At 40.1% G+C, this 21,843-nt stretch carries 21 protein-coding genes; 6 read left to right on the top strand and 15 right to left on the bottom strand.

Annotated features, from left to right (window positions below):
• Positions 1 to 268: 268 nt before the first annotated feature.
• Entirely contained in the window at positions 269 to 598 is a 330-nt protein-coding gene (locus H5120_RS16580; RefSeq protein WP_002957818.1) for a 5-carboxymethyl-2-hydroxymuconate Delta-isomerase, read from the bottom strand.
• 207 nt (positions 599 to 805) lie between these two features.
• Between H5120_RS16580 and H5120_RS16585 the strand changes: the two genes are divergently transcribed.
• From H5120_RS16585 to H5120_RS16610, 6 genes are all read left to right on the top strand, one after another.
• Positions 806 to 1,291, top strand: a complete 486-nt coding sequence (locus tag H5120_RS16585; protein WP_002957817.1) for a CreA family protein — start codon at positions 806 to 808, stop codon at positions 1,289 to 1,291.
• A 47-nt stretch (positions 1,292 to 1,338) separates the two neighbouring features.
• The gene (locus H5120_RS16590) at positions 1,339 to 2,112 is read left to right on the top strand and encodes a hypothetical protein (RefSeq protein ID WP_002957816.1); all 774 of its coding nucleotides are present in this window, start codon (positions 1,339 to 1,341) and stop codon (positions 2,110 to 2,112) included.
• A gap of 11 nt (positions 2,113 to 2,123) precedes the next feature.
• Positions 2,124 to 2,762, top strand: a complete 639-nt coding sequence (locus H5120_RS16595; protein WP_182671445.1) for a LysE family transporter — start codon at positions 2,124 to 2,126, stop codon at positions 2,760 to 2,762.
• A gap of 27 nt (positions 2,763 to 2,789) precedes the next feature.
• On the top strand, positions 2,790 to 3,284 hold the full coding sequence (locus H5120_RS16600; RefSeq protein ID WP_039488239.1) for a gamma-glutamylcyclotransferase family protein: 495 nt from the start codon (positions 2,790 to 2,792) through the stop codon (positions 3,282 to 3,284).
• Positions 3,285 to 3,299: 15 nt separating this feature from the next.
• Entirely contained in the window at positions 3,300 to 4,841 is a 1,542-nt protein-coding gene (locus H5120_RS16605; protein WP_182675546.1) for a serine hydrolase, read from the top strand.
• A 118-nt stretch (positions 4,842 to 4,959) separates the two neighbouring features.
• Positions 4,960 to 5,877: a histone deacetylase family protein gene (locus H5120_RS16610; protein ID WP_182675547.1), complete on the top strand. Its 918-nt coding sequence runs from the start codon at positions 4,960 to 4,962 to the stop codon at positions 5,875 to 5,877.
• A gap of 13 nt (positions 5,878 to 5,890) precedes the next feature.
• On the opposite strand, the gene H5120_RS16615 is transcribed toward H5120_RS16610, so the two are convergent.
• The 14 genes from H5120_RS16615 to rsmD form a co-directional block, all read right to left on the bottom strand.
• Positions 5,891 to 6,184, bottom strand: coding sequence for a hypothetical protein (locus H5120_RS16615; RefSeq protein ID WP_182675548.1), 294 nt, complete (start codon positions 6,182 to 6,184; stop codon positions 5,891 to 5,893).
• 6 nt (positions 6,185 to 6,190) lie between these two features.
• Positions 6,191 to 7,000, bottom strand: coding sequence for a DUF2797 domain-containing protein (locus H5120_RS16620; RefSeq protein WP_182675549.1), 810 nt, complete (start codon positions 6,998 to 7,000; stop codon positions 6,191 to 6,193).
• A gap of 22 nt (positions 7,001 to 7,022) precedes the next feature.
• The gene (locus H5120_RS16625) at positions 7,023 to 9,563 is read right to left on the bottom strand and encodes an EAL domain-containing protein (RefSeq protein ID WP_182675550.1); all 2,541 of its coding nucleotides are present in this window, start codon (positions 9,561 to 9,563) and stop codon (positions 7,023 to 7,025) included.
• 112 nt (positions 9,564 to 9,675) lie between these two features.
• Positions 9,676 to 10,959, bottom strand: a complete 1,284-nt coding sequence (purD, locus tag H5120_RS16630) for a phosphoribosylamine--glycine ligase (RefSeq protein WP_165744701.1) — start codon at positions 10,957 to 10,959, stop codon at positions 9,676 to 9,678.
• A 15-nt stretch (positions 10,960 to 10,974) separates the two neighbouring features.
• Positions 10,975 to 11,796, bottom strand: a complete 822-nt coding sequence (locus tag H5120_RS16635; RefSeq protein WP_182675551.1) for a class I SAM-dependent methyltransferase — start codon at positions 11,794 to 11,796, stop codon at positions 10,975 to 10,977.
• 106 nt (positions 11,797 to 11,902) lie between these two features.
• Complete coding sequence (gene purH, locus H5120_RS16640; protein ID WP_024603688.1) at positions 11,903 to 13,489, bottom strand: bifunctional phosphoribosylaminoimidazolecarboxamide formyltransferase/IMP cyclohydrolase; 1,587 nt, start codon at positions 13,487 to 13,489, stop codon at positions 11,903 to 11,905.
• A gap of 325 nt (positions 13,490 to 13,814) precedes the next feature.
• Positions 13,815 to 14,105 carry a DNA-binding transcriptional regulator Fis gene (fis, locus tag H5120_RS16645; protein ID WP_002957804.1) on the bottom strand — a complete coding sequence of 97 codons (291 nt, stop codon included), beginning with the start codon at positions 14,103 to 14,105 and terminating at the stop codon, positions 13,815 to 13,817.
• Positions 14,106 to 14,124: 19 nt separating this feature from the next.
• Positions 14,125 to 15,096 carry a tRNA dihydrouridine synthase DusB gene (gene dusB / locus H5120_RS16650; protein ID WP_024603689.1) on the bottom strand — a complete coding sequence of 324 codons (972 nt, stop codon included), beginning with the start codon at positions 15,094 to 15,096 and terminating at the stop codon, positions 14,125 to 14,127.
• Between the two features lie 282 nt (positions 15,097 to 15,378).
• A complete protein-coding gene (prmA, locus tag H5120_RS16655; RefSeq protein WP_182675552.1) occupies positions 15,379 to 16,260 on the bottom strand; it encodes a 50S ribosomal protein L11 methyltransferase in 882 nt (293 codons plus the stop codon).
• A gap of 67 nt (positions 16,261 to 16,327) precedes the next feature.
• Positions 16,328 to 18,178: an RNA polymerase sigma factor RpoD gene (gene rpoD / locus H5120_RS16660; protein WP_002957800.1), complete on the bottom strand. Its 1,851-nt coding sequence runs from the start codon at positions 18,176 to 18,178 to the stop codon at positions 16,328 to 16,330.
• Between the two features lie 124 nt (positions 18,179 to 18,302).
• Positions 18,303 to 20,054, bottom strand: a complete 1,752-nt coding sequence (gene dnaG, locus H5120_RS16665; RefSeq protein WP_165744708.1) for a DNA primase — start codon at positions 20,052 to 20,054, stop codon at positions 18,303 to 18,305.
• A 244-nt stretch (positions 20,055 to 20,298) separates the two neighbouring features.
• Positions 20,299 to 20,745, bottom strand: a complete 447-nt coding sequence (locus H5120_RS16670) for a GatB/YqeY domain-containing protein (protein ID WP_007376027.1) — start codon at positions 20,743 to 20,745, stop codon at positions 20,299 to 20,301.
• 19 nt (positions 20,746 to 20,764) lie between these two features.
• On the bottom strand, positions 20,765 to 20,980 hold the full coding sequence (gene rpsU, locus H5120_RS16675; protein WP_002957797.1) for a 30S ribosomal protein S21: 216 nt from the start codon (positions 20,978 to 20,980) through the stop codon (positions 20,765 to 20,767).
• 145 nt (positions 20,981 to 21,125) lie between these two features.
• Positions 21,126 to 21,731, bottom strand: a complete 606-nt coding sequence (gene rsmD / locus H5120_RS16680) for a 16S rRNA (guanine(966)-N(2))-methyltransferase RsmD (protein ID WP_182675553.1) — start codon at positions 21,729 to 21,731, stop codon at positions 21,126 to 21,128.
• Positions 21,732 to 21,843 lie beyond the last annotated feature (112 nt).

The following is a 21,843-nucleotide window of genomic DNA, read 5'->3' on the forward strand; positions in this document are numbered from 1 at the left end:
CCTGCTTGTTGAAAACCTTGTTCAATGATTTCAGGGTCAAGAATTTCTGATAATTTTTCAAAGGTATGGTATCGGCTGCTTTCTTCAAGTGTTGCTTGCAGTGCTTGTTCTATATTCACAAAAAATCCGTAGTTAGTTTCCTAACTACGGATTTTGCATGATCGTTTGGATCGGTCAACCGGTCATTTTCTTAACTGATCGGCATTACCCTATTGGGGCTTTTTACTTACTAGTGTTTACTTTTATTGCTCAAAACTACAAGAGTTAACTAATTTTTACGGTATATCTCATGCTCAATATCGTAAATATTTACGCTTAGACTGTCTGATGCTCTGCAATATGTTTTTAAACATGAAAGTAGCAGTTCGCTTAACATTTGTTTTTGCTCAATTGAGCGCCCTGCCAAAATATGTACCGCGATATGTATAAACCCTGATTTTCCTGCGCCAAGTTGATATTGCTGATAAGCAATAGCACGTGTTTTTATGGTTTCTAATTCAAACAAGTTACTTTCGAAAGCGGTTGTATGAATTTTTTCTACCAGTACTTGAGGTAAAACGGGGAGGTCTTCTGAGTGTTCAATAATAATGTGCGGCATTTAGGCGTTTCCTATTATGAGTTACTACATGAGCGAGAGGTAATTGTACCAAATACAAGAGGGGTCACTAAACCCTGAGCTATCTAAAATCTTTACTTTAAACTAATTTAGTCGTATTTATTTTTGATGTTAGTATAAAAAGAAACAGGTGAACCTTCGCTTAGTAACTTATCTACTAAGTTACCTATATATTGATTAAGGATAAGTATGAAATTACCACAAAAATTTAAACGTTTAGCTTTACTTGCAGGTGCAATTGTTACGTTAAGTGCTTGCTCTGACGATGTTGCGTCGGTAAGCCTTGGGCTATTTACAACTAAGGATGTTGTGGTAAATTCGCAGCAAGATCCTATTGTTGAGGGCGTTACTTGTCATATTAGTCACATAGAGGCTAATTTGGACTTTTCTGATCCCTCTGATATGTCTATAGCGTGTCGTCAAACGGGGCCAATTACAGCGCAGCAGCTACAAAAAATAGACCGTAGCAAGTCGGGCGAGGTGATTTTTAAATCATCTAAAAGTATATTATTTAAATCACTAAAAGTGCGTCGTATTTACGATGCTGAAAATCGTACTTTATTGTACTTATCGTACTCAACTAAAGAGTCCAGTGGAAGCCACCACCATGCGCTATCAACAGTGCCGCTATACAATACTCAAGCGTGGGACTGGGCGCTTACACAAAAAGACTAAGTTAGCACCTACGTAAGCACCTAAACTAAAACCTAAAAGAGCACACTATGTTAGCTTTATTTAAATCAAAGCCATTATTAGAGCAGCAAGAACAGCAATGGCTTATTGATACATTTATTTGGGCTGTAGAAAACTTTGATGCTGAGTTTTTTACAAAGCACACTCAAATAATACTGCCAACGGCCACTTTTTTCCCTGATTCGGTATCGAGCATTGAAGAAATGGCGAGTAATGTTTTTAACCGCGTTACTAATTACGCGGGTATGAACGCATGGCCTATCCAGCTAGTTGCACCGCAGCAATTACAACCGCAAGTTTTTCCACACTTTGAATTTAGCAATGAAATACGTGGCGAAGGCAGCCATCTAATTGTGCCGCCAAGCCATACGATTAATATTTCTTTTAATCCTAACCAGATTAATCAGCCACAAGATTTAGTGGCAAGTTATGCAGGTACTCTAGCTACCATACTTATTCATCACGTTGGGGTGCTACCGCCAGGTGGTAGGGAGTATTTACCACAAGCTGCTGATGCACTTGCTTGTTTTTTAGGGTTTGGTGTGATGATGAGTAATACGGTGTATCAGTTTAAAGGCGGGTGTGGCTCTTGCTATAACCCATACGCTAACCGTGAAGCTAAGTTAAGTGAAACGCATACGGTATTTATGCATGCCCTAATTAGTTACTTTAAAAACGATAAAGTGTCTAAAAAGCATTTAAAGCCGCATTTACGTGGCCAGTTTAAAAAAGCACAAAAAGAAATTAAAGCATTGGTAAATAACTCGGCCAACCCGCTGTTATTAGCTTATTCGCCAAACTAGCAAGGATCTGCGTGGAATACTTAGATGAATTTTTACTGATTGTTATTGCTCATTTTTTTGCAGTAGCAAGCCCAGGGCCTGACTTTGCCGTAGTACTTAAGCAAAGTGTGCAACAAGGAAGGCGCAATGCATTGTGGACAAGCGCAGGTGTTGGCGCTGCTATTTTACTGCACGTTGCCTATTGCGTTTTAGGTGTTGCGCTTATTTTAACGCAATCGCCTAGTTTATTTATGGCGCTCAAGTACCTTGCTGGTGCATATTTAGCTTACTTAGGCGTACAAGCTCTTAGAGCTGCAAAACCGCCTGAAAGTAATGAAGGCGAGGCTGTAAAAGATGTTGAAAACAAAACCGTTCAAGAGGAACCCGTTTGGGTGGCTTTTAGGCGCGGCTTTTTCACCAATGCATTAAACCCAAAAGCCACGTTATTTTTTATGTCGTTATTTACACTCGTGATTAGCCCAACAACACCTACTAGCGTACAGGTCGGCTACGGCGTGTACATGGCATTGGCTACTTGGGCGTGGTTTTCAATGCTTTCAATGATGCTTTCTCGCGATAATGTAAGGGGCTTTTTCCAACAACGCGGTTATTGGTTTGACCGTGGAATTGGCATTATTTTAATTGCACTTGCAGTACGTGTTGTTATTTAACTTATTCAAAAAGCGCAGGAGATAAAAATGCCGCTATATAATTTCTCGTTTGGTTCTAATATGTCATCTAACCGTTTGTTAGCGCGCTTGCCCAATGTAAAGCGTGTAGGAACTGCGGTACTTAAAGGCTACGAGCTTACTTTTGATATGCTATTTAAAGATGGCTCAGGTAAATGCAGTATTTGTCCAAGCGATAAAGAAGATGCATTGGTTTACGGCGTTATTTATGAGCTCAATGAAGAAGAAAAAGCTATTTTAGACAGTATTGAAGGGCCAGGTTACGATTGTGTAGATATAGCCCCAACGCTTTTAACGGGTGAGACTGTAGCCGCACATTGTTATATAGCTAATACCCATGACAGCGATGTACTCCCATATGATTGGTATATAAAACACGTTCATCGCGGTTCACTTGAAGCGGGCGTACCAAAAGAATACAGTGATGCCATATTAAATCGCGCACAAAAAAGCGACACCAATCAAGAGCGCGCAGCAATTGAATTTGCAGTTCATCAAAAATAATAAAATAGGATTGATATGAAATTAACCAAACTTGCCGCAATTGCACTATTAGCAGGCACTACGTTTAGCAGCTGGGCACAAGTTGATACCAACAAAATTGACGACGTAATTAAAGCGTCAATGGCACGTTTTGACGTACCCGGTATGGCAGTTGCCATTGTTGAAAACGATAAAGTAATATTTGCTAAAGGCTTTGGTGTAACTAATCTCGATACCAACAAAAAAGTAAACAAAGACACTTTATTTGGTATTGCTTCAAACACAAAAGCATTCACTACTGCGGCACTGGCAAAGTTGGTTGATGAAGGTAAATTAAGCTGGGATGACCGCGTAATTGATCATTTACCAGAGTTTAGATTGTACGACTCGTACGTAACACGCGAAATGCGTATTCGTGACTTATTAAGCCATCGCAGTGGGCTTGGGCTTGGGCAAGGCGATTTAATGATTTGGCCAAGTACCGATAAATCAGTTGATGAAATTTTAGCGGGATTACAGTATTTAAAACCAGCGAGCAGCTTTCGTAGTAAGTACGCTTATAACAACTTGATGTTTGTTACCGCTGGTGAAGTGGTTGCACGTGTGTCGGGTATGAGCTGGAACGATTACATCGAAAAAAATATATTACAGCCGCTGCACATGGATAACTCACGCGCGGGCTTTTCACGTATTCCTAAAAGTAATAAAAACTGGGCGACAGGTCATATTCCTATGGATGGCACGCTTCATCCATTTTTTGTGAACTACCTTGAGGACTTTAGAGGCGCAGGCGCCATTGCTTCAAGTGTAAGCGACATGAGCCAATGGCTTCGTACGCAATTAGCGGGCGGTAAAATGCCTAATGGCGAGCAGCTGTTTAGCGAAAAGCAACAAGCGCAAATGTGGCACCCACATATTACGTCTATGGCGTCTAAAAGTGCGTTTGAATCGTATCATCAGCAGTTTAGGGGTTATGGGTTAGGTTGGAGTATTGAAGACTACCACGGCTTTAAAAAGCTAGGTCATGGCGGTGGTATTTTAGGAATGGTATCGCAAGTTACTTTATTGCCAGAGAAAAACCTCGGTATTGTTATTTTATCTAATCAACAAGCTTTTGGTGCACTTTCGGCAGTAACCCATGAAGTACTTGAAGATGCACTTGAGCTCGAAGATAAAGACTGGGTAGAGGATTTAGCTAAAAGTCATTTTGAAGGCAAACAACAAGCGTACGCTAATGCAAAACCAGAAGCCCCCGCCGACTACCAACCACAATTACCAAACATTAATTACACCGGTACATTACATGATGATTGGTATGGCGATGTAATTATTGAGCAGCTTGATAGTAAATTGCATATTGATTTTACGCATACCAAGCGCTTAAAAGGCACACTTGAGCATTACACTGGTAATACATTTATAGTTAAGTGGGATGAAAAACTGCTTGAAGCGGATGCGTTTATTCGTTTTGAAATGAGCTCACAAAACCGTGTAAACAGCGCTAAAATGCGTGCAGTATCAACACAAGTTACCGACTTTAGCTTTGACTTTAGAAACCTACATTTAAAAGCAAAATAGCTAATAATATTGATATTCAAGGTATCGATATTTAAAGTATTGATATAAACCAAAGTCGCAAAGCCACCCATCGGTGGCTTTGCTATATTAAGCTTTTACACCTTGTAAGGGACTTTTTATGCGTACCGCTGTTATTTCTCATCCTCATTGCCGTAAGCATAAAATGATAGACGACCACCCCGAGTGCCCAGAGCGTCTAGATGCCATAACCGATAGATTACTTGCCAGCGGCGTAGATGTTGGCTTAACACACCTACAAGCACCCAAGGCCGAGCGTAAACATTATCTACTTGCTCACGATGAAGCTTTACTTAAACACGTAGAAAATACGCTACCAACAGAAGGGCTCGCTAATTTAGATGGCGATACGTGGCTGTGCCCCGATTCGTTTAAAGCGATTGAGCGGGCAGTCGGTGCAGGATTGTTAGCTGTTGATGAAATACTTGCCGATAAACTAGATGCTGCTTTTTGCTCAGTACGCCCGCCAGGGCATCACGCTAATAAAAACTCATCATCTGGGTTTTGTGTGTTTAATAACTTAGCTATTGCTGTTAAGTACGCACAAAGCAAAGGGGTTAAGCGCATTGCTATTGCGGATTTTGATGTACACCACGGTAATGGCACGCAAGATATTTTTATTGATGACGAAAATGTACTCCTTTGTTCGTTATTTCAGTATCCGTTTTATCCAAATACAGCGGTTAAAAATAATAGTCATATAGTTAATTCACCTCTGCCAATTGCCAGTAATGGCGACGATTTAAAAGAGGTGTTTGCTCAGCAATGGCTACCAAAATTAAAAGCGTTTAAACCTGAATTACTTTTTATAAGCGCAGGGTTCGATGCTCACCTAGAAGATGATATGGCAAGCTTAAAATTTGTTGAAGATGACTATATTTGGCTTACCGAGCAACTATGTGGTGTTGCTAAAGAGGGCGGTTGTAAAGGGGTTATTTCGTATTTGGAAGGTGGCTATGCGCTATCAGCTTTAGGTCGCAGTGCTGTAGCGCATATAAAAGTGCTTACTGAGGTTTAAATAAAGAGAGTGTTTATAGCCCTAGTAAATCAAACGCCTGCGCTGTGCTTAGGGTTTTGACTTTACCAAGGCAGCATTGTCCTTCATTTAATAAGTAAGCTGTAACAAGCTGTGCTAGTTGCTCGCCATTCAATTTAGGGCAAACAGTGCCTTGTAAATTAAGGTAGTCACCTTGCTTGTTAAGTACTCGCACATCGCTTAGCTCACTTTGCGTAACGCTGTGCAAGCACTCTTGTTGCTCTTGTTGGTTATGGGCTATCTCAAGCTCATTATAAATAACCAATAATTGTGGGTAGCTGTTTAACATGGCCCGTTAGCCTACGGTGACTTCATAAGACGTAAATTTACGTATATTAATAACGCCCTTTTCAAAGATTAAGTACTGACCTTTAATACCTTGTAAAACACCACTTACAACAGGGTCTTTGTCAAAGTTAAATGAGCTAATTTTTGTTGGGTATTCGGTTACTGGAAAGTTTAAATTAACCACATCTTCATCAAGTTGCTCTATTGCTGTTGCGCCAAATAATTCACTGAGCTCGTTTAGCTTTTCACTAATTTGTGGTATCAGCTCGGCTGCCGCTGCCTTTAAGTCAATTGCGTCGTTTTGACCTTTTAGCATATTGCGCCAATTAGTTTTGTCGGCAATAAATTCAGCCAATGCAACTTCTACTAAACCAGATTGCAGGCGAGTTTGCACTTTAAAAATAGGTAATGCCTGAGTCGCGCCTTGATCAACCCAGCGAGTCGGTATTTGTGTGTGGCGGGTAATACCTACTTTTAATCCAGAGGTATTAGCGAGATACACATAGTGTGGGATCATGCAGTTTTCTTCGCCCCACTGTGGCTCTCGGCAAGTGCCTTGATCGTAGTGGCAAGTTTCTGGTTTCATAATACACATGTCGCAACTAGCGAGCTTGCGCATGCATACAAAACAGTGACCTTGAGAATAGCTTTTTTTGGTTTTTTTACCGCAGTTAGAACATAAAATAGTGCCACTAAAGGTAAGCGTAAGCTCCTTACCTATAAATGCATTTAAGTCTACTAAGTGTTCACCTACAGGTAAGTGATATTGTACTGGTTCGGTTAAGCTCGATTTTAGTTTACGCAGTGTGCCTTGCATCTTTACTTGGCCCCTAAAGATGTTAAAAAGAGGAGTCTAACATTTTTAAGCTATATTGGCTTTTTAAGAAGTGTAAATAGTCGGTGTAAGGCAGTGCTTTTGCGTATAAATAACCTTGGGCGGAATCAGCGTTCATATCTTTGAGCAAGTGATGGATTTCTTGGGTTTCTACTCCCTCAATTGTTATTGATAAATTGAGGTTATGCGCCATATCAATGGCAGTTTGTACAATAACTTGGTGAGTTGGGTTATTAGGCAAATCAAAAACAAATGACTTATCTATTTTAAGCTCACTAAAGTGATAATTAACTAAGTAGCTAAGTGACGCGTAGCCTGTCCCAAAGTCATCCAGTACTACTTTAATACCTAATGAGGTTAGCTCATCAACTAACTTTATAAGTGCATCCTGGCTATCTACGAAGGCCGATTCGGTTAGTTCAAGTTTAAGTAAGTGTGCCGGCACTTGGTATTTAATTAAAATATTTTCTACTTTTTCGGCTAAATTATTTATGGTTAAGTTTTTAGCACTTAAATTTACGCTAATTGTGTGCTCGTTATAGCCATTTTTTGTAAGCTCAACTATGTCTTTACAGGCTTGCTCTATTACCCACAGTGTTAGCTCGTTAATAATACCTGTGTGTTCAGCAAGTGTTATTAGCTCTTCAATTGATAAGTTGCTGTAAGTTGGGTCGGGCCAACGTAATAAAGCTTCAGCACCACTTACGTGGTTACTTAATAAGTTTATTTGAGGTTGGTAATAAAGCGCCAGTTGATTTGTTTTGATTGCTTGTTGCAGCTTAGCGGCTAGAGCAACGTCCATCATCAGATTATTACCGTTTGACGATGACCCAACTTGATTAACGCTACCTTTTGCTTTTTTAAGCGCTAAATAACCACGCTTTAACCAATATTCAAAGTCGTTAGTCTTGCCTGCACTACTAATACCTATACTGTAACTAAGCTGCAGGTTTAGCCCTTTAATTTCATATTGTTTTGGTAGGCTACTAATTATTTTAGTCAGTAGTGCTTCTAGCATTTCTTGGTTTTGTGTTTTTGTAGAAATACAGGCAAATACACCACTGCTTAAATCGGCTAAGCGAGGACTGGTGTTTAAATCTGTTTCGAGGTTTGTAAATTCACGTTCATGGCTGAGTTCTAATTCAAGCTCTTTGGCTATATGCTTTATAAGTGTGTAGCCCTGAGAAGAGGTAATAATCGTATTGAGTGAATTAAAGTGACGTATTTTTATTAAACACAACGTTGTTGAGCGATTTTGGCTCTGTAGTGCCATAAATGCTTGTTTTAGCTTGGAGCTATTAAGTAATCGTGTTTGTTGTGTATGCGTGGCATGATAAAGCGCACGTTCTCGCTGATACCTTACCCTGTCTGCTAATGCCATCGCCATTAAAATAACTTCACACAAAATAGCGACTAAAAAGGCATGGCGGGTTGCAAAGGTATACGGTAAAACACCAGTGAGTTCCATAGGTTGAATTGCCGCACCAAAAATTAGCGGTATCCATGATAAAACATAAAACTTAGCCCACCTAAAACCACTGCGTAACTTGTTATATATTAAAATAATACAAGTAATATAAAGTAGTACCATTACACCAAAAAATATAGGAGCCGCTATATTTTCAGGAATAAACAAGCTACATACAGCAAGGGTAAACATAAGCCAAAGTAGAGCTATGCTCATTTTGTAACGCCAACACTTATCTTTATGATAGCGCAAAAACATGGTGCAAAAAGCAAGGGTGAAAAAGGCGACCCCATAATTACTAAACACAATTTGTTCGTGAATAAAGAGCTGCCATTGCTTAGGCCATATATAAAAACCAAAGCCCAGTACAGCACCCATTAGTGTAATAGCGCTGACGATGTAGCCAATATAAATTAAATAAACACGGTCTTTTATACCAAAATAAAGCACCAAGTTATAAAGCGCAGCCATCAATAGCACGCCTACAAAAATACCCCAGATCCCAGTTTGAGATCGCACTAAGTCAATAAACTCTTTATCACGATACAAGTTTACAGGTGTTTTACTTATGCCTATTGTGTCTATTTTTATTACTAGGCGTTGTGATGATTTTCTTTCTACTAAAAAGCGAATATGCGGTACGCTGTATTCAAACAAAGAGAGGGCTTCTTCTTTATCGCCGAGTTTGTATGTTTCAACTAGTTTGTTATTTTTATCGAGGCGATAAACCGTAAGGTGATCGACCATAGGGTTGTCAAAATGTGCCACAACATTTTGCTTGTTAAGGCTTTTATTTTCTAAATCAAGAAACAACCAATAATTTTGTTGGCTAAAGCTCCATGGAACATCTGAAAATGGTTGATGAGTAAGTAATTCAGGTTGGTTAATGATGGTATCGAATGTTTTAGTTTTGGTTTTGTCAATATAGTAGGCGTAATCGAGGTACATTGGAGCCGTTTTATCAATTGTATATCGTGTAGGCACGACTAAGTTTGATGCCAATGTACTGATTATAAAAAATATAAAAATCAGTATGGCAACAGCAATTGCATGGTAACGTAAAGTTCTTAGTTCCAACGTTAATTTACTTTTAAAAAACCTTTTAATTAGTGTAGCACTAAAAAAGCGCAGGGAAACTGCGCTTTTTTAGTTAAATTAATTGGTTATACCAATGAATAGGTATTATAGGCTATTGCTCGCGTGCAATAGCACGGTAAGCTATATCTGTACGATATTCCATACCATCCCAGCTAATTTGTTTAACAAGCTCATAGGCGCGTTGCTGCGCTTGCGTAACAGTGTTACCAAGTGCTGTTGCGCATAATACGCGACCGCCTGCGGTTACAACGTCATTGCCACTTTGTTTAGTACCCGCATGAAACACTTTTTCACCTGCAGGGTAATCCACTTTTAGCCCCGAAATAGCGTCACCTTTAGGGTAATCACCAGGGTAGCCTTTAGCGGCAAGTACAACACCAACGGCTGCGCGTGGGTCAAACTCAATTGTTGTTTTATCAAGTTCTACACGGTTAGCAGCTTCAATCAATTCAACCAAATCTGATTGCAAACGTAGCATCATTGGTTGAGTTTCAGGATCGCCAAAGCGACAATTGTACTCAATTACTTTAGGGGTGCCTGTTTCGTCAATCATTAAACCTGCATATAAAAAGCCGGTGTACGGATGGCCTTCGCTTGCCATGCCTTCTACCGTAGGGTAGATCACTTCGTTCATAATACGCTGGTGGATTTCATCAGTAACAACTGGTGCAGGTGAGTATGCACCCATGCCACCCGTGTTAGGACCCGCATCGCCATTGTAAGCGCGTTTATGATCCTGGCTGGTTGCAAATGGTAATACGTTTTTACCATCAACCATTACGATGAAAGACGCTTCTTCACCGTCTAAAAACTCTTCAATAACAACACGACTTCCCGCATCGCCAAAAGCATTACCCGCAAGCATATCGCGAATCGCTTCTTCGGCATCGGCCTCCGTCATGGCTACAATTACGCCTTTACCCGCAGCCAAACCATCTGCTTTTACAACAATTGGCGCGCCTTTCTCTTTTAAATAAGCAAGGGCAGGCTCAATTTGTTCAAACGTTTGGTAGTCGCCCGTTGGGATTTTATGACGTGCTAAAAAGTCTTTAGTAAACGATTTCGAACCTTCAAGCTGAGCTGCGCCCGCCGTTGGTCCAAAAATAGCCATGTTATGTTCACGAAACTTATCAACAACACCCAGTACTAACGGTATTTCTGGACCTACAATAGTAAGCTCTACCTTATTTTGCTGTGCAAAATTAAGTAAACCATCTAAGTCGTCAACGTTTATTGCTACGTTTTCAAGTTTTGGTTCAAGTGCAGTACCTGCATTACCAGGGGCTACAAATACAGTATTTACTTTGGTGTTTTGAGCGGCTTTAAACGCAAGTGCGTGTTCGCGGCCGCCGCTGCCAATGACTAAAACATTCATGGCGAAAATTCCTATTTAAAGCGGTTTCTTAAATTTCAGCGTCATGCGGTCGCTTTCACCAATGGCTTTATATTTGTCAGCATCTTGTTCGCCGAGTCTTAAGCTTGGTGGTAGCGTCCATACACCTTTAGGGTGATCGGCTGTATCTTTTGGATTTGCATTTATTTCACTGCTTGCTACTAATTCAAACCCAGCTTGTTCAGCAAGGTCTACTACGTAGCTCTGCTTCATATAACCTGATGTTTTTTGATCTTCATCAGCACGTTCTTCAGCTAAACGGTGTTCAACTAAACCTAATGTACCACCTGGTTTAAGGGCTTTATAAAAAGCTTGGAATGCACTTAGTGCACCGCTTTTATCTTTGCCCATATACCAGTTATGTACATTACGAAATGTTAAAACCATATCGGCACTGCCAGCTGGCGCAATATCTAAATGTGTTACAGGTGCAAACTCAGTAATTTTAACGCTACTAAAGCGCTCATCTTCAGCTACTTTTTGTTTAAAGCCTGCAAGAGAGCGTTGGTAGTAGCCAACTGATGAATCAGCAGGAAAGTGCGCGGCATAATAAGTGCCTTGTTCTTTTAATGCTGGCGCTAAAATTTCACTATACCAACCACCACCGGGTGCAATTTCAACAACTGTCATGGTTGGTTTAAAGCCAAAAAATGCAAGTGTTTGAGCTGGGTGACGATATTCATCACGAGCGCTGTTTTTAGCACTGCGTTCGCTTGATTGAAGTGCATGTTCAAAGCTTGATTCGTGGTTATGGCCAAGCGCCATAGTCGATGTCATTGTTAGTGTGGCTACAAGTAGCGATTTTAGCGCAAATTTCATTGTTTGTTCCTTCACATTATAATTTTAAATAGGTTATTGAATAATCAGAATACGTGAATTTATAGCAAACAAAAAGGGTTAAACCAACGTTTAACCCTTTGTGTGATTAGTGGCGGAAATGGCGCATACCAGTTAGTACCATTGCCATGCCAGCTTCATCAGCAGCTGCAATCACTTCTTCATCACGCATTGAGCCACCAGGCTGAATTACCGCAGTAATGCCAGCGGCTGCGGCTGCGTCAATGCCATCACGGAATGGGAAGAATGCGTCAGACGCCATAACTGAACCTTTAACTTCAAGGTTTTCGTCGGCGGCTTTTATACCTGCAATTTTAGCTGAGTATACGCGGCTCATTTGGCCTGCGCCTACACCAATGGTCATACCGTCACGGGCATAAACAATTGCGTTTGATTTAACAAATTTAGCTACTTTCCAGCAAAACAGTAAATCTTTAAGTTCTTGCTCAGAAGGCTGGCGCTTAGAAACAACTTTTAAGTCGCCTTGCGTTACCATGCCTAAGTCGCGGTCTTGAACTAAAATACCGCCGTTAACGCGTTTAATATCTTGGCCAGCTGCTTTACCTGTCCACTGTCCACATTCTAATAAACGAACGTTCTTTTTAGCTTCAACAATTTTTGCAGCGTCGCTCGAAATACTAGGTGCAATAATTACTTCAACAAACTGACGGTCAACAATTGCTTGTGCAGTTGCTGCATCTAGCTCTCGGTTAAAGGCAATAATGCCACCAAATGCTGATGTAGGGTCTGTTTTAAAAGCGCGCTCGTATGCTTGTAGAATATTGTCCCCAATTGAAACACCACACGGATTAGCATGTTTTACAATTACGCACGCAGGTACGTCAAATTCTTTAACACATTCAAGTGCGGCATCGGTATCTGCAATGTTGTTAAACGAAAGGGCCTTACCTTGCAATTGAGTTGCTGTTGCAACTGATGCTTCAGCAATGTCATTTTCAACATAAAAAGCAGCATCTTGATGTGAGTTTTCACCGTAACGCATATCTTGCTTTTTAGTGAACTGCATATTGATAGTACGTGGGAATTTAGTCTCTACAGCAGCTTCCTCGGTGTAATCAGGCACCATTTTACCGAAGTAGTTAGCAATCATGCCATCGTATTGTGCAGTGTGCTCGTAGGCGGCAATCGCTAAATCAAAACGTGTTTTGTACGTTGTTGAACCATTGTTGTTTTGCATTTCGCTAATAACACGGTCGTAGTCGCTCGCGTTTACCACGATTGTTACATCTTTGTGGTTTTTAGCTGCTGCACGAACCATTGTAGGGCCGCCAATATCAATATTTTCAATGGCATCTTCAAGGCTGCAGTTTTCTTGAGCGACTGTATTCGCAAAGGGGTATAAGTTAACTACAACTATGTCGATAGCAGAAATGTTGTTATCTGCCATTACGCTTTCATCTTGTCCGCGACGGGCTAATATGCCGCCGTGAATTTTTGGGTGAAGAGTTTTTACGCGACCATCCATGATTTCAGGGTGGCCTGTGTGATCTGATACTTCAGTCACTTTTATGGCGTTATCAGCAAGTAGTTTACATGTGCCGCCAGTTGATAAAATATCAACGCCTTGCGCTTCAAGTGCGCGGGCAAATTCAACAATACCGGTTTTATCAGACACACTTAATAGTGCGCGACGAATGGGACGATGAGTATCCATTGTAGTTTGATTTCCTCAGTTAATGAGCTAGCTTAGAAGCGGGCATTTTAACTGATTACTACTCAAAAAACGACTTATAAAGGCTCAATAAGCGTGAGCATTTTGCAATTTAGTTAATAAACTGTAGGCATAAAAAAAGCACCCTAAGGTGCTTTTTTTGCATAATACCAGTTGTATTGGATTAGTAAGTAGTAATAACGATAGAAAAACAAGTCTATAACAAGGCAAAAATTTTGCAGTGTAGTTATTCTACATAAAAAACTTTTGACGACGTTATGGGCTTGTTTAGCTCGTTAGAATACTTACGCTTTCAACATAATTGGTATTAGTTCATGCCGTATTTTTTAAGCTTTTTACGTAAAGTACCACGGTTGATACCTAGTAAAATTGCTGCACGAGTTTGGTTACCACGTGTATATGTCATTACTTCTTCAAGTAATGGCGCTTCTAGCTCTGAAAGAACAAGGTCGTAAACGTCTTGCACATCTTGACCGTTAAGCTGCTTTAAATAGTGGTGAACAGCTTTTTTTACTGCATCACGCAATGGCTGCGGTTTCTCGTGTGACTGAACATGAGGGTTAGTGATAAATGGAGAAGTCACGTTTTGTTCGAACATTATTAAGTCTCTTTCTTTCTTAGTTAGCTGCTAGTGTTTTAAAGTATTGCTCTAATGCGACGACCTGTGCCTGTGGGTTGTCGAGCGCATTAAATACTCGCCTAAACTGACCATCACTGTCATGGGTTTGCAAATACCAAGATACATGTTTGCGAGCAATTCGCGCTCCCATTGGCTCACCGTAAAACATATGGAGGTTTGTTAAATGCTCCATTAATATACTGCGCACCTCTGCAATAGCAGGTGGCTGTAAATGTTCCCCAGTTCGCAAATAGTGGTCTATCTCCCTAAATATCCAAGGGCGACCTTGGGCGGCTCGGCCAATCATAATGGCATCTGCACCCGTATAGTCTAAAACCTGTTTTGCTTTTTCTGGTGATGTAATATCACCATTGGCAACAACAGGAATCGACACTGAACGTTTTATATCCCTAATCGTGGCGTACTCAGCATCACCTTTGTACATACATGCGCGCGTACGCCCATGTACAGCAAGTGATGCAATGCCATAACGTTCAGCTATTCTCGCAATCTCTACACCATTACGGTTATCCGGATCCCATCCTGTACGGATTTTAAGTGTCACAGGTATATCAACAGCATTAACGACTGCATCAATAATCTCTTCCACAAGTTCAGGAAACTGTAATAAGGCAGAGCCTGCGAGTTTCTTGTTCACTTTTTTTGCTGGGCACCCCATATTGATATCTATGATCTGTGCACCATTAGCAACATTGAATTGTGCGGCCTGCGCCATAAGCTCAGGATCTGCTCCTGCAATTTGCACCGCGCGTATACCCGACTCACCGCTGTGATCCATACGGTTCATCGACTTTTCTGTTTTCCAAACCTTAGGATTTGACGATAGCATTTCAGACACAGCTAAGCCCGCACCTAAGCGTCGACAAAGTTGTCTAAATGGTCTGTCTGTAATGCCTGCCATTGGCGCGACAATTACATTATTCTCAAGTTGGTATTTACCGATACGCACTATATTCAATAGGCCTCTTTTCAAGGGGCGCTAAGTTTACGGTTTTTTTCACAAAAATCAAAGGCTATAAATTGAACAAAAGTAACTTTTTTTTGCCCTTTTCGTATTGACATTTGATAACCACATGACAAGTAGGTTGATTTGTTTGAAATTCATACAGATTTTATTTTTTACAAGATAACTAGAAAATTTTTTGATATGTAAAAAAATAGTAAAGCCTGTTAAATACAGGCTTTACATGCATGTTTTGAGTTAATGCTCTAGATTTGATTGTTCGATTTATTACGCTTTTTTAGTGCCACTTACTCGAGTCCAATCACCTTCAACGGCAATGTCATCTAGTTCAATAAACGGTGCATAAATGTCAGCAACCGATTGTGCTTGTTCTTCTAAAATACCCGACATGGCAATTTTACCACCTGGCTTTAATAACCCTAAAATCACACTATGTAATTCGCGAAGTGGCTGGGCTAAAATATTAGCCACTACTATATCTGCACTAAACTCAGGTTGGTTTTCTGGAAGGTATACTTCGAGTTTGTCTGCAACACCATTTCGGTTCGCGTTATCAAGGCTTGCTTCAAGCGCTTGAGGGTCAATATCTATCCCAATCATACGCTCTGCACCTAGTTTTATAGCTGCAATACCTAAAATGCCTGAACCACAACCAAAATCAACAACCGTTTTACCCGTCAGATCTTGGCTTTCTAACCATTTAAGGCACAAGGCCGTTGTTGCATGTGTGCCCGTGCCAAAAGCAAGGCCAGGGTCTAGCAATACATTTACAGCATCAGAGTCAGGAATATCGCGCCAGCTTGGGCAAATCCATAGTTTTTCGCCAAATTGAATAGGGTGGAAGTTATCCATCCATTCACGTTCCCAGTCTTTATCTTCAAGTTGCTCGATTTTGTATACTAAATTGTCTTTTAGCTCATCATGGCGCTTTAATAACGCAACGACTGCGTTCATATCATGATTAGCTTCGAACAAGCCAATAACTGTGGTATCAGCCCAGAACACAACGGTGCCAATTTTAGGCTCGTAGATAGGGGTGTCTTTTGCGTCAATAAAGGTTACTGAAGCACTACCAGCTTCCATTAATAGATCGCTTACGGCATCAGCTGTTGCAGCATTGGCATTAATACGAATTTGGATCCAAGCCATGGTTATTTCCTTCAAATAGAAAAAAGGCCGCTATAGCGGCCTTTTTAGTTTATATAGTAGCGCTAAATTATTTAGCGTCTAAAAAGCTTTTCAGTAAATCTGAGCGAGAAGGGTGGCGTAATTTACGCAGCGCTTTCGCTTCTATTTGACGAATACGTTCACGTGTTACGTCAAACTGTTTACCTACTTCTTCTAAGGTGTGGTCGGTATTCATATCAATACCAAAACGCATACGTAGTACTTTAGCTTCACGAGCTGTTAAGCCTGCAAGTACGTCGTTAGTTGCGCCACGAAGAGACTCCATTGTTGCCGAATCGATTGGCGAATCAATAGTGGTATCTTCGATAAAGTCACCTAAGTGAGAATCTTCATCATCACCGATTGGTGTTTCCATTGAAATTGGCTCTTTAGCAATCTTAAGTACCTTACGGATTTTATCCTCAGGCATCATCATGCGTTCTGCTAATTCTTCTGGATTTGGCTCACGACCCATTTCTTGTAACATTTGACGAGAGATACGGTTAAGTTTATTAATCGTTTCAATCATATGTACAGGGATACGGATTGTTCTTGCTTGGTCAGCAATAGAGCGTGTGATTGCTTGACGTATCCACCACGTAGCATAAGTAGAGAACTTATAACCACGGCGATATTCAAACTTATCAACCGCTTTCATCAGACCAATGTTACCTTCTTGGATTAAATCTAAGAATTGTAAGCCACGGTTTGTGTATTTTTTAGCAATTGAGATTACAAGACGTAAGTTAGCTTCAACCATTTCTTTTTTCGCACGGCGTGCTTTAGCTTCACCTATGCTCATTCGACGGTTGATGTCTTTAATACGCTCAATGCTTAAACCTGTTGTTTGTTCAATAACAGATAATTTATTAATGCTACGAATGATTTCTGGCTTAACTTCTTCAAGTTTAGCTGAATACTTTTCGTTACCTGAAATTTCTAAATCAACCCAAGAAGCGTCAGTTTCGTTATTAGCAAAATGCTTAACGAATGTTTTCTTTGGTAATTTAGCAATTTGAACAGCTTGCTTCATGATTAGGCGTTCTTGAACACGAACACGATCCATCATTTCACGCATGTTATTTACCATGCGGTCAAACTGTTTAGGTATTAATTTAAATGTTCTGAAAAGCTCACCAATTTCAAAAATGGCTGCTTGTGATTCAGGATGCGAACGACCTTTAGCTTCAAACGTATCACGTGCTTTATTATATAAATCACGTAAATTTTCAAAATGAATACGAGCTTCTTCAGGATCTGGTCCTGTGTCTATCTCTTCTTCATCTTCATCATCGCTATCAGCATCATCTTTGTCATCTTTATCGTCGTCCTCAAGTTGCTTAGCACTTAATTCTGAACCGATGTTAGTTGCTGAAATTGGCGCTGTATCTTCATTAGGATCGATAAAGCCAACGATAATATCGCTTAAACGCATTTCTTCAGCTTCAAACTTATCCCACTGCTCTAGTAGGTAAGTGATTGCTTCAGGGTACTCTGCAACAGAAATCTGTACTTGATTAATGCCTTCTTCAATACGTTTAGCGATTACAATTTCGCCTTCACGTGTAAGAAGTTCAACAGTACCCATTTCGCGCATGTACATGCGAACTGGATCCGTTGTACGGCCGATTTCTTTTTCTACAGTCGCAAGGGCTGCAGCGGCAGCTTCAGCTGCGTCTTCGTCTGTCGTTGTTTCTTGCATCATTAATTCATCAGCATCAGGCGCGTTTTCGCTAACCTTGATACCCATGTCATTAATCATGCTTATGATATCTTCTACTTGATCTGAGTCTATAATGTCTTGTGGAAGGTGATCATTTACTTCTGCAAAAGTTAAGTAGCCTTGCTCTTTACCTTTCTGAATCAGAAGTTTTAATTGTGACTGAGGAGTTGGATCCATAGAGATTGTTTCTTCCACTCTGATAAGTTGATACAACAGGCGCCATCATGTAGCTTGCATTAAAGCTAACTAGAATAATGTGACGCAGTGAATAGCACAGTATAACAGTTTAAATCAATTTTGACTAGCTGTTAGTCGCTTTTAACGCTGTCATTAACAAATGACACTCAAGCCTTTCATCGCTACTAAGGCCTTGTGTCTTGTCCTTTATTAATAGGGTCTCGAGTCGATAATTTAAACACTGATCTTCAATAAACTTGAAAGTATTTTTAAAAACCGTCTCTAAACGTTCTTCATTTATCTCATGTTGCCACGTTGCAAGCTTGATTAATGGCTCGTAATCTTCAGTTCCTCGAAAAAACTCGAGCAGTTGCGCAGTGGTCACATTTTCTTTTTCTAAAGCTTGTTCTTGTAATCGTAATAACAGCCCTATGCCAGCAATGTTCATTTGTGCAAGCTCAGGTAAATACGGCACACTTTTAGCTAAATTAGGGTGCTGGATCAATATACCGATAGCTTGGCGCATAGGTGTTATTTTAAATTTACGTTCAATAGAGTGTTGCTGTTTAGGCGTTTTTAAACGGCTATTCAACTGCTCACGCGTTCTGCCAATTAAGCGTCCTAATTGTTCAAGAATGTTTTCTTGATAAAACTCACTTGGAATTTTTTCAATTAGTGGAAGTGCTGCACTAAGAAGTTTAGCTTTTCCTGAATCGAGTGTTAAATCAACCTCTTGGCTTAATTTATTAAACAATACTTTGGTAAAGTCATCTGCTTGGCTTAGGCGCAATTCGAATTGCTCCTTACCTTCTTTTTGTACAAGCGAGTCAGGGTCTTCGCCATCTGGTAAAAATGCAAATTGTAGTGCTTTACCATCGTTTAAATAAGGGAGTGCATTTTCAAGTGCCCGCCAAGCTGCATCACGGCCAGCCCTGTCGCCATCGTAACAACAGATTACTTTATCAGTAGTTCTAAATAAAGTGTGCATGTGCTCGCTTGTTGTTGCTGTCCCCAGTGATGCAACTGCATATTCAATCCCTTGCTCAGCAAGAGCCACCACATCCATATAACCTTCAACAATCATTACATGGTCAAGTTTTTTATGGGCTTGCTTTGCTTCGTAAAGTCCATAAAGCTCAAAGCCTTTATGGAAAATTCGGGTTTCTGGCGAGTTTAGATATTTTGGCCCTTGGTCGGCTTGCATTACACGCCCACCAAATGCAATAACGCGTCCGCGTTTATCGCGAATAGGGAACATTAGGCGATCGCGGAAAAAATCAAATTGTCTGCCTGGTGTTTTTTCTGAAGCTAGCTTTAGCTCAACTAATTGCTCTTTTTGTTCTTTATTACGACCAAGCTGTAAGCATAGCCCATCCCATTCACTGGGAGCGTAGCCAATCATAAATTTTTTAACAGTTTCACCGCTTAAACCACGGCCTTTAACATACTCAATAACAGCAGCAGAATTACTATGGTGTTTTAATTGGTGCTGATAAAAGCGAGCAGTATGAAGCATTAAGTCGTAATCGGAGCGCTTTTGCGCAGCCGTACGCTCTGGTGCTGAATTTGCGCCTTGTTCTCGAGGTACTTCTAAGTTAAGCATGCTAGCTATTTCTTCAATAGCATCTACAAACTCTAGCTTTTCGTACTCCATTACAAACGAAATTGCATTACCATTAGCGCCACACCCAAAGCAGTGATAAAACTGTTTGTCTTGCGATACAGTAAATGAGGGAGATTTTTCGTTATGAAATGGGCAGCAAGCTTGATAATCCTTACCTGCTTTTTTTAGACCTACTTTTGAGTCTATCAGGTCGACAATATCGGTTCTGGCAAGTAAATCGTCTATAAAGTTACGTGGGATCTTTCCGGCCATTAGTAAAATACAGTCCTGAAATAATAAGAAGAAGAACGAATATGAAATTTACTTTTTTATACTTGCTTGATGCAAAATATAGTGTGCTTTAACTTACCAAAATGACAGCGAAATAAATAGGGAAGCTATAAAAAATTTCATTTCAAAGTAACCTAATCGGTGTACTTTTTATTAAAGTTAAAAACAAAGAAACCGAGCGCTAGGCTCGGTTTACTTCAATCATACTTTAATGTATGTGGGAGTATTAGGCAGTTAATCGTTGCTTAATTAAACCAGAAATCTTACCCATATCGGCTCGACCTTCAGCTTTGCTTTTGATTATACCCATTACTTTACCCATGTCTTGCATACCTGCTGCATTAGTATCAGCAATAGCCGCGTCAATGAGAGCAATTATTTCTTCTTCACTCAATTGTTGAGGTAAAAAAGTTTCAAGCGCTACTATTTCATTGGCTTCAATATCAGCTAAATCATCACGCCCAGCATCTTTGTACTGAGTGTAAGAGTCACGACGTTGTTTAACAAGCTTCACTATAACGGAGGTAATACCTGCGTCGTCTAGCGTTATTTGCTCGTCAATTTCACGTTGCTTGATTGCAGCAAGTACCATACGAATAGGGTTAAGACGTTGCTTGTCTTTAGCTCTCATCGCATCTTTTTGCGCATCTTTTAGCGTTATTAAAAGGCTCATTTATACAAGACCTAATATATTAGTATAATTTAACGCGACGAGCGTTATCACGAGAAAGTTTTTTCATGTGACGTTTAACTGCAGCAGCTTTTTTACGCTTACGCTCAGCTGTTGGTTTTTCATAGTGCTCGCGACGACGAACTTCTGAAAGGATTCCTGCTTTTTCACATGAACGCTTGAAGCGACGAAGTGCTACGTCAAACGGTTCGTTCTCTCTTACTTTAATTACTGGCATTAAAAATTCACCTACCTAAATTATGAGCGTTGCTCAAGTTGATCAAACATTGATCAAGTGGTTCAAAAATGGTGCGGTATTGTAATCCGAAGCAACACCACATGTAAAGGACAATATTAACAGAAACGCATTACGTTAAACAGTATTAATTTGCTTGTCGCTGGTACAGTTGGCAAAGTACTTGTCCCGCCTTTTTTTCTTTAATTAACAACCAGTTGTTTGATATTTCTAAGGCGGTTAGCTCTGCCTCTACTTCAACATAAATTAATGCGTCGTTGCTTAACCATTGGTTTTTTTCTAATAAATCGCAGGTTGTTTGCGCTAAATCTTTACGAAATGGTGGGTCAACGAATACAAGATTAAAGGCTTCGTTTGTGTTTTTTTGCTCTAAAAAGGAGAGCGAATTGGTATGTTTAACGTATGCGTTATCGAGCTTTAAAGTGCTAATATTTTGTTCTAATTGCTTAGCAGCTAATGAGTCGAGCTCGATAAATGTAGCGCTTTTAGCAAATCGAGATAGTGCTTCAAATCCCAATCCACCAGAACCTGCAAAACAATCAAGTACATTTGCGTCACTCGTATCTTGCATTAGCCAATTAAATACAGTTTCTTTAATTCGATCGGTAGTAGGTCTCAAGCCTTCTACGTTTTTAACCGGGAGTTTTCGGCCTCTAAATTGACCACTAATCACTCTAATAAAGCCATCGCTGGGCTTGTTAGTAGCTTTATTTTGCGTTGTTTTTTTTCTCATTTAGCTCACTAAAAAATGGTATATGGTATCTAGCTCAGATAATATTATGGGCGATTACGTGTAGCTTCATTTTTCAACCGCATTAAAAGTGTTACTATTGAACACTTACGTT

It is taken from the genome of Pseudoalteromonas sp. SR43-2 (assembly GCF_014163885.1).
GTDB classification, from domain to species: Bacteria; Pseudomonadota; Gammaproteobacteria; order Enterobacterales; family Alteromonadaceae; genus Pseudoalteromonas; species Pseudoalteromonas distincta.

Excerpts from the sequence above, each read along its gene's own strand:
- H5120_RS16590 (WP_002957816.1), top strand. The coding sequence starts at position 1,339 with ATGTTAGCTTTATTTAAATCAAAGCCATTATTAGAGCAGCAAGAACAG.
- rpoD (WP_002957800.1), bottom strand. The coding sequence starts at position 18,178 with ATGGATCCAACTCCTCAGTCACAATTAAAACTTCTGATTCAGAAAGGT.
- purD (WP_165744701.1), bottom strand. The coding sequence starts at position 10,959 with ATGAATGTTTTAGTCATTGGCAGCGGCGGCCGCGAACACGCACTTGCG.
- H5120_RS16605 (WP_182675546.1), top strand. The coding sequence starts at position 3,300 with ATGAAATTAACCAAACTTGCCGCAATTGCACTATTAGCAGGCACTACG.
- H5120_RS16620 (WP_182675549.1), bottom strand. The coding sequence starts at position 7,000 with ATGCAAGGCACACTGCGTAAACTAAAATCGAGCTTAACCGAACCAGTA.
- fis (WP_002957804.1), bottom strand. The coding sequence starts at position 14,105 with ATGTTCGAACAAAACGTGACTTCTCCATTTATCACTAACCCTCATGTT.
- rpsU (WP_002957797.1), bottom strand. The coding sequence starts at position 20,980 with ATGCCAGTAATTAAAGTAAGAGAGAACGAACCGTTTGACGTAGCACTT.
- H5120_RS16585 (WP_002957817.1), top strand. The coding sequence starts at position 806 with ATGAAATTACCACAAAAATTTAAACGTTTAGCTTTACTTGCAGGTGCA.
- H5120_RS16615 (WP_182675548.1), bottom strand. The coding sequence starts at position 6,184 with ATGTTAAACAGCTACCCACAATTATTGGTTATTTATAATGAGCTTGAG.
- purH (WP_024603688.1), bottom strand. The coding sequence starts at position 13,489 with ATGGATACTCATCGTCCCATTCGTCGCGCACTATTAAGTGTGTCTGAT.
- H5120_RS16580 (WP_002957818.1), bottom strand. The coding sequence starts at position 598 with ATGCCGCACATTATTATTGAACACTCAGAAGACCTCCCCGTTTTACCT.
- dnaG (WP_165744708.1), bottom strand. The coding sequence starts at position 20,054 with ATGGCCGGAAAGATCCCACGTAACTTTATAGACGATTTACTTGCCAGA.
- rsmD (WP_182675553.1), bottom strand. The coding sequence starts at position 21,731 with ATGAGAAAAAAAACAACGCAAAATAAAGCTACTAACAAGCCCAGCGAT.
- H5120_RS16635 (WP_182675551.1), bottom strand. The coding sequence starts at position 11,796 with ATGAAATTTGCGCTAAAATCGCTACTTGTAGCCACACTAACAATGACA.
- H5120_RS16670 (WP_007376027.1), bottom strand. The coding sequence starts at position 20,745 with ATGAGCCTTTTAATAACGCTAAAAGATGCGCAAAAAGATGCGATGAGA.
- H5120_RS16610 (WP_182675547.1), top strand. The coding sequence starts at position 4,960 with ATGCGTACCGCTGTTATTTCTCATCCTCATTGCCGTAAGCATAAAATG.
- H5120_RS16600 (WP_039488239.1), top strand. The coding sequence starts at position 2,790 with ATGCCGCTATATAATTTCTCGTTTGGTTCTAATATGTCATCTAACCGT.
- prmA (WP_182675552.1), bottom strand. The coding sequence starts at position 16,260 with ATGGCTTGGATCCAAATTCGTATTAATGCCAATGCTGCAACAGCTGAT.